Raw genomic sequence first — 13,529 nt, 5'->3', positions numbered from 1 at the left:
ATGCCTTCATACGGGTGAAAAGAAACGGGCCGGCCGATTGGCCGGCCCGTTGAGGCATTGCAGAGTAGCTACTCGAAGCGAGTCAGATCTTGATCTCGACGTAGGCTTCGTCGCGAATCTGGCGAAGCCAGTTCTGCAGTTCTTCTTCGTACTTGCGGTTGCGCAGCAACGACAGCGCCTGTTGCTCGCGGAACTCTTCGCTGGCATCGGTGGCACGGCGGCCGAGCACTTCCAGAATGTGCCAGCCATACGGCGTTTTGAAGGGTTCGGACAGTTGTCCACTCGCTGTGTTGGCCATGACTTCACGGAACTCTGGAACCAGAGAGTTGGGGTCGATCCAGTTAAGGTCGCCGCCGTTCAGCGCCGAGCCAGGGTCTTCGGAGAAGTTTTCCGCCAGATGGGCAAAGCTCTCACCGGCCTGGATGCGGTCACGCAGTCGCTGAATCAGCCGTCGACTTTCTTCTTCGCTGCGAATCTGGCTTGGCTTGATCAGAATATGGCGAACATGGACCTCGTCACGGACCTGGGTGTCGCCGCCGCGCTTGTCGAGCACTTTTAGCAGGATAAAGCCCGGCGGAGTACGCACCGGCCGGGTGACCTCGCCGACTGACATGGTGCGGACTTCGGTATCGAAGGGGGGCGGCAGCTGAGCCGCCTTGCGCCAGCCCATATCGCCGCCTTCGAGTGCGTTTTCGCTGGCCGAGCGTGAGACAGCCAATTTTGCGAAGTCAGCGCCTTGCTGAAGTTGCTGATAGGTATCCATCGCGGTTTTTTCAGCCGCCTGGATCGTCTCCGAGTCAGCCGACTCCGGCACCGGTATCAGGATATTGGCCAGTCGGTATTCTTCCGACAGCTGCAATTTGCCGAGATCGGAAGCCAGGAAGTTTTCCACTTCCTGATTCGATACCTGGACGCGTTCGGCGATCCTGCGCTGGCGCACTCGGCTGATGACCATTTCGCGGCGAATCTGCTCACGAGCGGTATCGAGGCTGAGGCCGTCGCGCTCCAGAGCTGCGCGGAACTGGTCCAGGGTCATGTTGTTACGCTGGGCGATGGTGCCCATTGCCTGGTTGAGCTCTTCATCGGAGATACGGATGCCCGAACGTTCACCGATCTGCAGCTGCAGATTTTCGGTGATCAGCCGCTCCAGCACCTGCTGCTGCATGACGTCCGCGGGCGGCATTTCCGCGCCGCGCTTCTCGATGGTCTGCTGGACCTCGCGGGTCCGCTGGTCCAGCTGGCTCTGCATAATCACGTCGTTGTCGACAATCGCGACGATGCGGTCGAGCTGTCGGACTTCAGCCGAAGCGGTCACGGCAGCAGTCGCGCTGCCCAGCAGAAGGGCGCCCGCCAGCAGGGGGCGCAGGTAATCAGAAAGCTTGATCTTCACGTTCACGGTAACCTTGTATGCCTTCGTCGAGGAATGTCTCGGTCGAGCTGCCAAACACGCCGCCGAGTCCCTTGAGGACGATTTGCAGGAAGATGCCGTTGTCCGGCTCATCGTTCTGCGATGGATTGAGACTGGTTTCGTCGTAATCGATCCAGTAGCGGTTGATCAGACGCAGCTTCCAGCAGCAGCTGTCGTACTCGAAGCCCCCGAAGGCCTCCAGTGTACGGTTGCGGCTGTAGTCATGCTGCCAGCGAGCGATCACGCTCCACTGCGGCACGATTGGCCAGATAGTGGAGATGTCGTGCTGGTTGATCTTGTAGTAATCCTTGATGTATTCAGGTGTGCCCGGTGTGCCGTAGTCGCCACCATAAGTCCACAGGCCGGTGGCCTGGTCGAAACGGATGGTGTCGTTGCGGTAGCGATAGCCGATATTGACAATCTTGTTCGGATTGTCAGCTGGCTGGTAATGCCACATGGCGCTACCTGAGCGGGTGCTATGAGTGTCCGGGTCCCAGTTGAAGGTGGACGTAAAGCGCCAGTCCCGGTTGTAGCGGTACATATATTCCAACGCATAGGGTGATACCGACGAGGTTGCGTTGGAGCGCGTGCGATAGTCGATGCCGCGCAGCTGGACCTTGCGGTCCTCGAAGTAGAACGCCTGGCCGATACTTAACCGTTGACGCTCGAACCCGTTAGGTTCGATCCAGCGATTGGTTACGCCGAGCGATACCTGGTTGGCGTCGCCGATGCGGTCTTTACCGGAGAAACGGTTATCCCGCCATAGGGATGAGTAGCCAAAGGTGCTCTCCCCCGTATCGAAGATCGGAATATCGTCCTGATCCTCTTCCGGTACGTATAGATAGAATAGTCGGGGCTCGAGCGTCTGGCGGTAGTCCTTGCCGAACCATTGGGTATCACGATCGAAATAGAGACCGCTGTCGACGCTGAAGATCGGCACGCTGCGGTTCTGGGTTTTATCAAACGACTCATAGGCTGCCAGCGTCTGTTGGCCTCGGTCATCGAGATCCAGATCGTACTGGGTGTATGCGTATTTCAGCGACGGTTTGAAAAAGCCCCACGTCCAGTCAAGCGGCAGGCTGACGCCCGGTTCAAGATGAAGACGCTCGCCTTCGGCGCGGGTTAAGCCACGCAGGCGATCGTCGTACCAACGATGCTCCGGCAGGCCGGTATTTCCGTCTTCGTCGGTAAAGAATCCCTCACGCAAACTGCGCTGGAAGCTGACGAACTCGGTGTTATAGGCAAACCGCAAACCGCCTGGCTGGAACGGCAGGGCGCCATTGAGCGTCAGCTGCGGCAGGCGCTCATAGGGCGTGATGTCGGCAACCGTGGCGCGCTCGTAGGCATGTACGTTCAGCCGTGCGGTATAGCCGTCGCCGCGATAGCTCAACGTACCCCGCTGGTCCAGATGATCCGGCTGATCGATGCTCAGGTTGGTATCGAGGTCTTGGAAATAGTAGGGATCACTGATATCGGTGTAGTCGGCTTCGGCCAGCCAGCGACTGTCCAGACCGGTGCGATGCTGCCAGCTGTACATCCAGCGTTGGTCTTCATACTCGGACTGCAGCTCGCGATCGTCGTTGCTGTCGTTCAGGTAGGCCGCACCGAACTGGCCTTCGCTTCGGCGGGTCAGGTAGCGGAACTCGCCTTCCATCAGCAGACCGCGGTCGGTCATGTAGTTCGGATAGAGCGTAGCGTCGAAATTCGGCGCCAGGTTGAAATAGTACGGCGTGACCAATGACAGCCCGGTATCGCTGGAGCTGCTGATGCTGGGCGCGAGGAAACCGGATTGGCGGCGGTCATCGATCGGGAAATAGATATAGGGCGTGTAAAACACCGGAACGCCTTTGACCCGAAGCGTCACGTTGGTTGCCGAGCCAAAGCCGGTCGCTGGGTTCAGGGTGACGTTGTTGCCTTGCAGATACCAGTCGTTATCGCCTGGCTCGCAGCGGGTGTAGGTCCCGTCCTTGAGGCGAATGATGGCGTCATCGGTACGCTTGGCATACAGCGCGCTGCCGCGGACCTTGCCTGCGTGAACCACGTATTCGGCGTTCTCGACCTGGGCTTCACCAGTATCGAGGAAGATTTCGGCGCGGTCGCCGACCATCAGCGCGCCGCCATCACGCAGGCGGACATTGCCTTTTAGCTCGCCGCGATTCTCCAGCTGGTACAGGTTTGCCTCATCGGCCTCAGCCTGGATACTGCCCTGGCGGAGTACCACGTCACCCGCCAGCGTAGCGATTTCCGGCTGCTGCTCGTAACGGGTTGCCTTGGCTGATACATAGGTTGGTGACTCGCTCATTGGCGTGTCGTCGAACTGACCGGGGCGGCTCGGTTCAACATAGGTACCGGCGCAATAAGGGCCTGTCTCGGCCAGCTGCGCATTGGTCAGCTGATCACGCGGCACCCAGTCCAAGTGGCTGTAATCGGCGCTGCGTGAGGCTAGCGCGCGGCCTTTACTTTCGGTCACCAGTTTGGTGGTGGCTGCCTGGCGTTCGGCTTTACTGGCGCGCGGCTGTGCCGCGCCGGCGTCACCACTTGCGGCACTGCCGCGGTGTACGGGGCGGGGCGGCAGGTCGGCGTTCGCGGCATCGGATGCGCAGCTCCAGCCGCCACCAGCACCAGGCTCACAGGCGAACTGTTCGGCCGCGATCACAAGAGGAGTCGCTACAGGTTGCAATGCGAGCAAACCGCCAGTAACCAGTAGGGGGAATTTTTTACGAAAAGCGGGATATTTGACTGCCATCTTGTTTTTAGGGTCCGTGCTTGCGGCGAGCCATCGGCCGGGCTGGGCCGCACGCCTCTCGATGGGCTGAAAAAGATGCTGGATAATAAAGCATGACCCGTCTATCGGCTAGCGCCGCGGAGAGCACTGATATGCCGCAACACGATCAACGCCTACAGGACCTGAACGCCTGGTTGAAACCCCAATTGAGCGAGCTTTTCGCACGTCGCGGTTGGGGCAGCGCACCTGAGGCAGCACTGGTCCCGGCCAGCAGCGATGCCAGTTTTCGTCGCTATTTTCGCTGGGAGGGGGAAGGTCGCAGTTTTATCCTGATGGATGCGCCACCGCCTCAGGAGAACTGCCAGCCGTTCGTTGCCGTGGCGGCCTTGCTGGCGAGCGCCGGGCTGAACGTGCCGGAGATCCTTGCCCAGGATATGGATCGCGGTTTTCTGTTGCTTACCGATCTGGGACGCCAGACCTACCTTGATGTCATCGACGAATCCAACGCTGACGAGTTGTTCGCCGACGCCGTCCAGGCGTTGCTCGCCTTCCAGGCCAAACCGCTGGAGCAGTCACTGCCGAGCTATGACGAAGCACTCCTGCGCCGTGAGCTGCAGCTGTTTCCCGAATGGTACGTGCAGCGCCATCTGGGTTATCAGCTCAGCGCGGCCGAACTGGACATCTGGGAACGGGCCTGCAGGCTGCTGATTGACTCGGCTCTGGGGCAACCCCAGGTGCTGGTGCACCGCGACTACATGCCACGCAACCTGATGATCAGCGAGCCGAACCCCGGTGTGCTGGATTTCCAGGATGCGGTTGTCGGCCCGGTGACCTACGACATCACCTCGTTGTTCAAGGACGCCTTCCTCAGTTGGCCTGAGGAGCGAGTGCATGGCTGGTTGCAGCGCTATTGGGAAGCCGCGCGCGCTGCGGGTATTCCGGTCCAGCCCAGCTTCGAGGAGTTCCAACGCGCCAGTGACCTGATGGGCCTGCAACGGCACCTGAAGGTCATCGGCATCTTCGCGCGGATCTGTCATCGCGATGGAAAACCGCGCTATCTGGCGGACGTGCCGCGCTTCTTCGCCTACATCGAGACGGTCACGGCTCGCCATCCCGAACTGGCCGAGTTGAGCGCACTGCTGCAAGGTCTGCCACCCGCACAGGTTCAATCATGAAAGCGATGATCCTCGCGGCAGGCAAGGGCGAACGTCTGCGCCCGCTGACCTTGCATACGCCGAAACCACTGGTGCGGGCGGGCGGCGTACCACTGATTGAATATCACGTTCGCGCGCTGGCCAGTGCGGGTTTCACCGAATTGGTCGTCAACCATGCCTGGCTGGGTGAGCAGATCGAGACGTATCTGGGGACGGGTGATCGGTTCGGCGTGCGCATCGATTACTCGGCTGAGGGCGAGCCGCTCGAGACCGGCGGTGGTATTCATCGCGCATTGCCGCAGTTAGGCAATCAGCCCTTTGCGGTGGTCAATGGCGACATCTGGACGGACTACGACTTCGCTGCGTTGGTGCAGCCGCCGGCCGGGCTTGCGCATCTGGTACTGGTGGACAACCCGGCCCATCACCCGGCCGGTGACTTCTCGCTGGTGGAGGGGCAGGTCATCGACGGCGGCGCGTCGGCAAGTGCGTTCACCTATAGCGGCGTAGCAGTGCTGCATCCCCGACTGTTCGAAGGCTGCGCTGCCGGCGCGTTCAAGCTCGCGCCGCTGCTGCGTCAGGCGATCGCGGCGGGCCAGGTGAGCGGGGAGCACTACAGGGGGCGCTGGGTCGATGTCGGTACCCATGAGCGCCTGGCCGAAGTCGAGCGAATCCTAGAGGCGCGGCGCTGAATGTTCTGGCCCATTACGCTGTTGGGGGCGCTGATCGGCTGGCTGATCGCGAGTATTCCTGGGGCGCTGCTTGGCGCATTGCTTGGGCAAGTGCTCGATCGTCGCTTCGGCCTCAACTCCTGGGCCAGACTGCGCGAACGCATGGGCGCCGGGAAGGCTCTGACGCAGGGCGACGAGCTGCTGTTTTTTCTCCTTGGGCGTCTTGCCAAGAGCAGCGGACGAATCAGCGAAGCGCACATCCAGGCCGCGCGCAGGGAAATGCAGCGGCTGCAACTGGATCCGACGGCGCAGCGCGCCGCCATCGACGCCTTCTACAGGGGGAAATCCAGCGGCGATGGCCTTCGCGGCCCGTTACAGCGCCTGCAAGGGCGCCCTGGCGAGGCCAAAACAGTACTTCAGGCGTGTTGGCGGATGGCCCGGGCGCAGGGGCAGATCGACGCGCGCGAACATGAGCTGGTGATGCTCTGGGGCAGGTGGATGGGTTGGGATTCGACTGCTATCGCGGCGCTGGACTCGGGCGGCGGGCGCCGCCAAGGCGCACCGAGCAATCTCGGTGGCGCCTACGAGCAAGCCTTGCGGCTGCTCGGCGTGCGCGCCGACAGCGAGCCTCAGGCAATCAAACGTGCCTACCGGAGGCTGCTCAGCAAGCACCATCCGGACAAACAGGCCGGTGCAGGCGCAACGGCGCTACAGGTTCGCGAAGCGACAGAACGAACCCGTGAGCTGCACAATGCTTATACCTTGATCCGCGAGCGCCGGGGCTTCCGCTAACAGCCGCTGGTGTTGCCCAAGGCTCCCATTCCGCTACGTTTGCTTGTCCAGCCAGCCACGAATTCGACGCACGAGTTGTTCCTGATCGACGTGACGGTCGCCGGTCGGTGGTGGCAATTCTACTTGCCGATAGGCCGGGTGCTGGATTCTGCGACTTGCATTGAGTCGCTCGTGGGCCGCCGACAGATCGGCGCGTCCTCCCTTGTAGAAGAAGTCGCCAGTGGCGAGCTTGAGTGCCGGGACCAGCTGTTCCAGCCGCTCGTCCTGTCCTTCCGGCTGGCGCGGCTGGATCATGGCCAAGTGCCTGACATCACTCGGTGCCACTTGTTGAAGGTAACGCGCTGCCCAGTAGCCACCCGTGCCCTGGCCGACGAGGACGATGGTCGATGGTTGCTTGCTCCGGGCAAACGCCAGGGCCGCCTCGATACGCTCGGCGATCTGCTCGGCTTGATCGGCCTTCGCTGCTGCTGGTTCGTCGGGTTTTTCCGTTTCGGTACCGTCGATAGCGGGTTCGCTCGGTACCGCTGCGGTTTCTTCGGGCAGATAGCCGGCCTCGCTTGGCGCCGAATCGTCAGCGAGCTGTTCGGCCCCGGTTTCGGCTTCTTCGGCGAGCGGCTCGGCTGCGTCTTCAGCGACGTTCGCGACCGCTGGATACACCCGGCCGGACGAATCCGGCAGGCTCATGCTCAGCGTGTGCCAGCCGTGGTCGGGCAGGCCGCGGCGCAGCGGGCCGATGCCGCGCGGCCAATCGGCGCTTTCTCCCTCGCCGGGTAGCAGGATGATCACGCCTCTGGGTTCGCCGACATTGGCGGGACGCCAGAGCGCAGCGAAATCGTCGGCGCCGGTTTTGAGGCCGACGAACTCCTTAGCGGGAAGTTGGCGCAGGAGATCGGCGCTCATGGCGTCGCTGCGCGAAGGTAATGGCGGGCGCTCGGCCGGTGTGGGCGTGGGCGGAGCTGACGTCTCCGGCGTCGCTGGTTCATCTGCGGCGCTCGCGGGTATGGCGATCAGAGCGGTCGCCACGGTGGCCGCTAACAGGCCGTTGAGAAACCTGGATGAGGCAGGCAAGGCAAGGCGAAAAAGGCCGAGGAAGCGGAGCTTACTGTTGTAAATGAACATTTCGAGGACCTTTTAACGCGGGATTACCAACGCAGGTAGTTTTTCCAACAGTCTGCTCATCGACCTGGAGAATCCGAGACATCGGGGCTCCAGAGTCTCCAGCTACCTGGCCGTAGCGGCACTGGCGTAGGTGTTGCGGATGCACTACAAGAGTGTTTTCGGCCTATCCGCCGATCGTGTGAGGTCTATGGTGCCATCTCTGCTGCGTTGTTGCTGTCTCTTGCTGACGCTGTTCAATCTGCCCGCGCAAGCCTCTAGCGTGCCGCTGAGCGACGCGCAGCTGGCGTGGCTGGATGAGCACCGCCAGTGGCGCGTCGGGGTGGTGATGATATCGCCCTATGCTGAATACGATCAGCGCCAGCGCCGGCTGTCCGGCTTCAACGTTCAGTTCATGGAACGGCTCGCCGCCAGTCTAGGCGTCGAGCTGCAGTGGCACCGTTTCGTTGATGAGGCGTCGCTGGAGAACGCCATGCGCGCCGACGAGATCGACCTCGCTCCGGGGCTACGCCAGACCCGGGAGGGCTTGCGCATATGGCGCTACAGCGATCCCTTTCTGCGGGTGCCGCGGCTGATCATCGGCGACGTCAATGGCCCTCGCGCCATCGACCTTGAGCGGCTGGACAACAACGATGTGATTGCCCTCGAAGGCCCCGGGCAGGTGGCAAACTACATGCGCAGCAACTATCCGAGCCAACCGGTGCTGGAAGTGCCCAACCAGTTCGAGGCGCTGCGTCAGCTGCTCGAGGCCCGTGTGCGCTTTGCCGTGGTCGACGAGCCGCTCTATGGACGTCTGTCCCAGCGGGCTGAATATGCCTCGCTGGACGTGGTCGGCGATCTCGGTAATCCGCAACTGCTGCGGATCGGTTCGCGTCGCGACAGTCCGGTAATGAGCGCGGTCATCGACCAGGCACTGCGCAGTTTCCCCGCGCACGAACTCGGTCGACTTCAGGAACAGTGGCTCAAATCACGCAGCATCGATCAGTCACGGCGCATCAGTTACTGGCGCAGCCTCAGCCTGTTGTTGGCGCTGTTGCTGATTGCAGCCGTGGCCATCTTGGTCTGGCAACGAGGCCAGCAAGGGCTGCTCGAGGCACGCTTGAAATCGGCGCGGCGAGACATCGAGCTGCGCGAGGCTGCCGAAGAGGCGCAGCGCCTCACGCAATTCTGCCTTGACCACAGCACGGTCGGCATTCTCTGGCTGAACTGGGACAGCCATGTGCGCTATGCCAACCAGGCAGCCGAAGAGCTGCTGGGATACGCCGCGCACGCGCTACTCGAGCAACCCCTGCAGGCGCTGGACCCGGCGCTGGGCATGGATGGCTGGCTGCAGCTCTGGCGCGATGCGCGCAACGGTATCGATGACCATCAGGTACACGAACGCGACTGGCAGCGAGCCGACGGCAGTCGCTTCCCGGCGGCGGTTACCCTGAGCTTCCTGCGCTTCGGCAGCAAGGAGTACCTGGTGGTGTTTCTCGCCGACATTACGGAGCGCCGCCGTGCCAGTGCCGCGTTGCAGGAAAGCGAGGTGCGGCTGAAGGCCATGGCCGGCAACGTGCCGGGGCTGGTGTTCCGTCTGGAGCGGCAGGACGCCGGCGCGCCGGTCAGCATCGCCTACATCAGCGAGGCCAGCCAGCGCCTGGTCGGCTATTCCGCGGAGCTGTTGCTGCAGCCGGGCCGTGGTATCCGCAGCCTGGTTCATCCCGAAGACGAACCGGGTTATTGGAGCAGCCAGCAGCAGGCGCTGGACAGCATGAGTGACTGGTACTGGCAGGGGCGGATCCTGACCCGTTCCGGCGAGATTCGGTGGGCCGACATCCGCGCCTCGGTACGCGGCCAGCTGGCGGGGCGGCAGGTCTGGGACGGGATTGTCTGGGACATCACCGACAACAAGCGGATCGAGCTTGAGCTGGACGCCTCACGCGCGCAGCTGCGCAAGCTGGCGGCTCACGTCGAAACCGTGCGCGAAGAAGAAAAGGCGCACATTGCCCGTGAGGTCCACGATGAACTGGGCCAGATGCTGACGGTGCTCAAGCTGGAGATCTCCATGTGCGAGATCAGCTTCGCAGCTCTCGATCCTGCTCTCGCTGCGCGCTTGCAAGGCATGAAACGGCTGATCGCGCAGCTGTTCCAGCAGGTGCGCGACGTCGCGACCGCCTTGCGCCCGCCGATTCTGGACGCCGGTATCGCATCGGCTATCGACTGGCAGGCGCGGCGCTTCGAGGAGCGCACGGGCATCGCCTGTCTGGTGCAAGTCCCAGAATGCCCGCCACAGCTGAGCAGTGCTAAAGCCGTTGGGTTGTTTCGCATCCTTCAGGAAGCACTGACCAACGTGATGCGCCATGCCAATGCGCAGACCGTTAGCCTCTGTCTGGAGCAGCGGGGGGATGTGCTGTGCCTGAGCATCAGCGATGATGGTCAGGGCTTCGTGGTGCTACCGGGGCGTCAGGGCGTGTCGTTCGGTCTGGTCGGCATGCAGGAACGGGTGCAGATGCTGGGCGGTACGCTGCTGCTGGAAAGCCAGCCGGGCGAGGGCACTTCGATTCATATATCGGTGCCTTTGGATGAACAGGCCGAACCCGCGATGCTTATCAGCACACTGGAGAGCTAACGCCATGATTCGGATAATCGTTGCCGAAGACCACACCATTGTTCGCGAAGGCATCAAGCAACTGATCGGACTCGCAAAGGACATGCTGGTAGTCGGTGAGGCCGGCAATGGTCAGCAATTGCTCGACCAGTTGCGGCAGACGCCCTGCGATGTCGTGCTGTTGGATATCTCAATGCCAGGCGTCAACGGCCTGGAAGCCATTCCGCGGATTCGCGCGTTGAGCGAGCCGCCAGCGATCCTGGTGCTGTCGATGCATGACGAGGCGCAGATGGCGGCCCGGGCGCTCAAGGTCGGCGCGGCCGGTTATGCCACCAAGGACAGTGACCCAGCGCTGCTGTTGATCGCGCTGCGTAAGGTCGCCTCCGGTGGGCGCTACATCGATCCGGAACTGGCCGATCGGATGGTCTTCGAGGTTGGCCTGACCGACTCCCGCCCACCCCATGCGCTGTTGTCCGAGCGTGAGTATTCGGTGTTCGAGCGCCTGGTGCACGGCGATTCGGTTAACGATATCGCGGCCAAACTGGCCCTTAGCAGCAAGACCATCAGCACACACAAGGCGCGCTTGATGCAGAAGCTGGTCGCCCATTCAGTGGCCGACCTGGTGCGTTATGCCATGGAGCACAAGCTGGTCTGAGGCGACGTGATTGCAGCCATTGATCGTGTCTGCACTGCGGTCCACGCGTGGTTTGCTTGTCGCAGGTGCGGCTGGGCCGGTGTTGGTTGTAGGGCGTTCCCTACACGCGCCTCTCCGTTTTGCTGATTCGAAACACTCCGCTGTGCTGATATCGGCGAGCGCGTGAGGCTCTTAACCTGTGGTCACGGAACAACGGATCACAGGTGCGGCATGCTCGATTCTCAAGCGAACGATGTACTGGTCAGCTTTCGTGGCATCCAGAAGAGCTATGACGGCGAAGCGCTGATCGTCAAAGACCTCAATCTGGATATCCGTAAGGGCGAATTCCTCACGCTGCTTGGCCCGTCTGGTTCCGGCAAGACCACCAGTTTGATGATGCTGGCCGGCTTCGAGACGCCCACCGCTGGTGAGATCCTGCTCGGTGGCCGCTCGATCAACAAGCTGCCGCCGCATAAGCGTGACATGGGCATGGTGTTCCAGAACTACGCGCTGTTCCCGCACATGACCGTCTCCGAAAATCTCGCCTTCCCGCTGAGCGTGCGTGGCATGCCCAAGCTCGACGTCAAGGAGCGGGTCAAACGTGCCCTGTCGATGGTCCAGCTCGAAGGCTTCCGTAACCGTTACCCGGCGCAGCTCTCCGGTGGCCAGCAGCAGCGTGTGGCGTTGGCGCGAGCCCTGGTGTTCGAGCCGCAGCTAGTACTGATGGACGAGCCGCTGGGTGCGCTGGACAAGCAATTGCGCGAGCAGATGCAGATGGAGATCAAACACTTGCACCAACGCCTCGGCGTCACCGTGGTGTATGTCACCCACGATCAGGGCGAGGCGCTGACCATGTCCGATCGGGTCGCGGTGTTCCATCAGGGCGAAATCCAGCAGATCGACGAGCCGCGGGTGCTCTATGAGCGGCCGGCGAATACCTTCGTCGCCAACTTCCTCGGCGAGAACAACCGGCTGCCGGCGCGGCTGGTGAGCCGCGACGGGGACCACTGCACCGTCGAGCTGGGCCGCGGCGAAAAGGTCGAGGCGCTGGCCGTCAAGGTTGGTGCGCCTGGTGCACCGGTCAATCTGTCGATCCGGCCCGAGCGGGTTCGCCTCAATGGCGCCAGTGCCAGTTGCCCGAATCGCTTTACCGGGCGGGTGGCTGAGTTCGTCTATTTGGGTGATCACATCCGCATTCGGCTCGAGGTTTGCGGTATCACCGACTTCTTCGTCAAACAGCCGATCGCCGAACTCGATCCCGCCTTGTCTGTTGGCGATGTCGTACCAATCGGCTGGCAGGTGGAACACGTCCGTGCGCTGGATCCGTTGCAGGCGGCATAAGCAGGGGCGAGCAAGCAAGAACGGTATTTTCAACCGCATCATGGAGCGAATAACAATGCTGAACTCTCTGAAACTGACCGCCCTTGGCATCGGACTGGTGTGCGCTGCGCAGGCCACGGCGGAAAATCTTACGGCCGTCACCTTCGGTGGGGCCAACAAACAAGCGCAGATCAAGGCCTTCAACGAACCCTTCGAAGCCAAGACCGACCACAAAATCATCGCGGGCGAGTACAACGGTGAGATGGCCAAGGTAAAGGCCATGGTCGATACCAACAGCGTGTCCTGGCATCTCGTGGAAGTTGAATCGCCCGAGCTGTCACGCGGCTGTGATGAAGGGCTGTTCGAGGAAATCGATCCAGCGGTAGCGGGTAACCCGGACGACTTCATCGAAGGTGCCATACAGCCTTGCGGTGTGGGTTTCTTCGTCTGGTCCACGGTGCTGGCTTATAACGCCGACAAGCTCGATAGCGCACCGAGTGGTTGGGCGGATTTCTGGGACACTGAGAAATTCCCCGGCAAACGTGGCCTGCGCAAGGGTGCCAAGTACACCCTCGAGTTCGCCCTGATGGCCGATGGCGTGGCACCGAAAGACGTCTACCAGGTGCTGGCAACGAAAGAGGGGCAGGACCGCGCCTTCAAGAAGCTTGACCAGATCAAACCCAGCATTCAGTGGTGGGAAGCGGGCGCCCAGCCGCCGCAGTTTCTGGTATCCGGTGATGTGGTCATGAGCAGCGCCTATAACGGTCGCATTGCCGCGGTGCAGGATGAGAGCAATCTGCAAGTGGTCTGGGACGGCGGCATCTATGACTTCGATTCCTGGGCCATCCCCAAAGGTGCGAAGGACCAGAAGGCAGCGCTCGATTTCGTCAGCTTTACCTTGCAACCGCAGCAGCAGAAAGCCTTCTCTGAAAACATCGCCTACGGTCCCGCCAACAAGAAAGCGGTCGAACTGCTAGATCAGAAACTGCTGAAAAACATGCCCACGACGCCAGAAAACATCGCCAACCAAGTGGCCATGGACGTGACCTTCTGGGCCGACTACGGCGAGCAGCTGGAACAGCGTTTCAATGCCTGGGCTGCGCGCTAAACAAGCCTGGCCCC

At 61.7% G+C, this 13,529-nt stretch carries 10 protein-coding genes; 7 read left to right on the top strand and 3 right to left on the bottom strand.

Features of this window, described 5'->3' with window-relative positions:
- Positions 1-82 precede the first annotated feature (82 nt).
- Positions 83-1,390: a peptidylprolyl isomerase gene (locus BUE09_RS19090; RefSeq protein WP_073303607.1), complete on the bottom strand. Its 1,308-nt coding sequence runs from the start codon at positions 1,388-1,390 to the stop codon at positions 83-85.
- Complete coding sequence (locus BUE09_RS19085; RefSeq protein ID WP_073303561.1) at positions 1,371-4,154, bottom strand: LPS-assembly protein LptD; 2,784 nt, start codon at positions 4,152-4,154, stop codon at positions 1,371-1,373. Before BUE09_RS19085 ends, BUE09_RS19090 begins: the two co-directional genes overlap by 20 nt.
- A 131-nt stretch (positions 4,155-4,285) precedes the next feature.
- On the opposite strand from BUE09_RS19085, the gene BUE09_RS19080 reads away from it, so the two are divergent.
- From BUE09_RS19080 to BUE09_RS19070, 3 genes are read left to right on the top strand one after another with little or no spacing between them, the layout of a single operon-like run.
- The gene (locus BUE09_RS19080; protein WP_073303559.1) at positions 4,286-5,308 is read left to right on the top strand and encodes an aminoglycoside phosphotransferase family protein; all 1,023 of its coding nucleotides are present in this window, start codon (positions 4,286-4,288) and stop codon (positions 5,306-5,308) included.
- Entirely contained in the window at positions 5,305-5,976 is a 672-nt protein-coding gene (gene murU, locus BUE09_RS19075; protein ID WP_073303557.1) for an N-acetylmuramate alpha-1-phosphate uridylyltransferase MurU, read from the top strand. The genes BUE09_RS19080 and murU overlap by 4 nt, the downstream gene beginning before the upstream one ends.
- Positions 5,977-6,747: a DnaJ domain-containing protein gene (locus BUE09_RS19070; protein WP_073303555.1), complete on the top strand. Its 771-nt coding sequence runs from the start codon at positions 5,977-5,979 to the stop codon at positions 6,745-6,747.
- A gap of 33 nt (positions 6,748-6,780) precedes the next feature.
- Here BUE09_RS19070 and BUE09_RS19065 read toward each other — a convergent pair whose 3' ends face one another.
- On the bottom strand, positions 6,781-7,866 hold the full coding sequence (locus tag BUE09_RS19065) for an alpha/beta hydrolase family protein (RefSeq protein ID WP_083380634.1): 1,086 nt from the start codon (positions 7,864-7,866) through the stop codon (positions 6,781-6,783).
- Between the two features lie 187 nt (positions 7,867-8,053).
- On the opposite strand from BUE09_RS19065, the gene BUE09_RS19060 reads away from it, so the two are divergent.
- The 4 genes from BUE09_RS19060 to BUE09_RS19045 all read left to right on the top strand — a co-directional run bounded on the left by BUE09_RS19060 (position 8,054) and on the right by BUE09_RS19045 (position 13,515).
- Complete coding sequence (locus BUE09_RS19060) at positions 8,054-10,474, top strand: sensor histidine kinase (protein ID WP_073303552.1); 2,421 nt, start codon at positions 8,054-8,056, stop codon at positions 10,472-10,474.
- A gap of 4 nt (positions 10,475-10,478) precedes the next feature.
- The gene (locus BUE09_RS19055; RefSeq protein ID WP_073303550.1) at positions 10,479-11,108 is read left to right on the top strand and encodes a response regulator; all 630 of its coding nucleotides are present in this window, start codon (positions 10,479-10,481) and stop codon (positions 11,106-11,108) included.
- Between the two features lie 210 nt (positions 11,109-11,318).
- On the top strand, positions 11,319-12,428 hold the full coding sequence (locus tag BUE09_RS19050) for an ABC transporter ATP-binding protein (protein WP_073303548.1): 1,110 nt from the start codon (positions 11,319-11,321) through the stop codon (positions 12,426-12,428).
- 55 nt (positions 12,429-12,483) lie between these two features.
- Entirely contained in the window at positions 12,484-13,515 is a 1,032-nt protein-coding gene (locus tag BUE09_RS19045) for a polyamine ABC transporter substrate-binding protein (protein ID WP_073303546.1), read from the top strand.
- Positions 13,516-13,529: the final 14 nt, after the last annotated feature.

It is taken from the genome of Stutzerimonas xanthomarina DSM 18231, assembly GCF_900129835.1.
In the GTDB taxonomy this organism is placed as follows: domain Bacteria; phylum Pseudomonadota; class Gammaproteobacteria; order Pseudomonadales; family Pseudomonadaceae; genus Stutzerimonas; species Stutzerimonas xanthomarina.
This window is presented reverse-complemented; position numbering and strand designations above follow the sequence as displayed.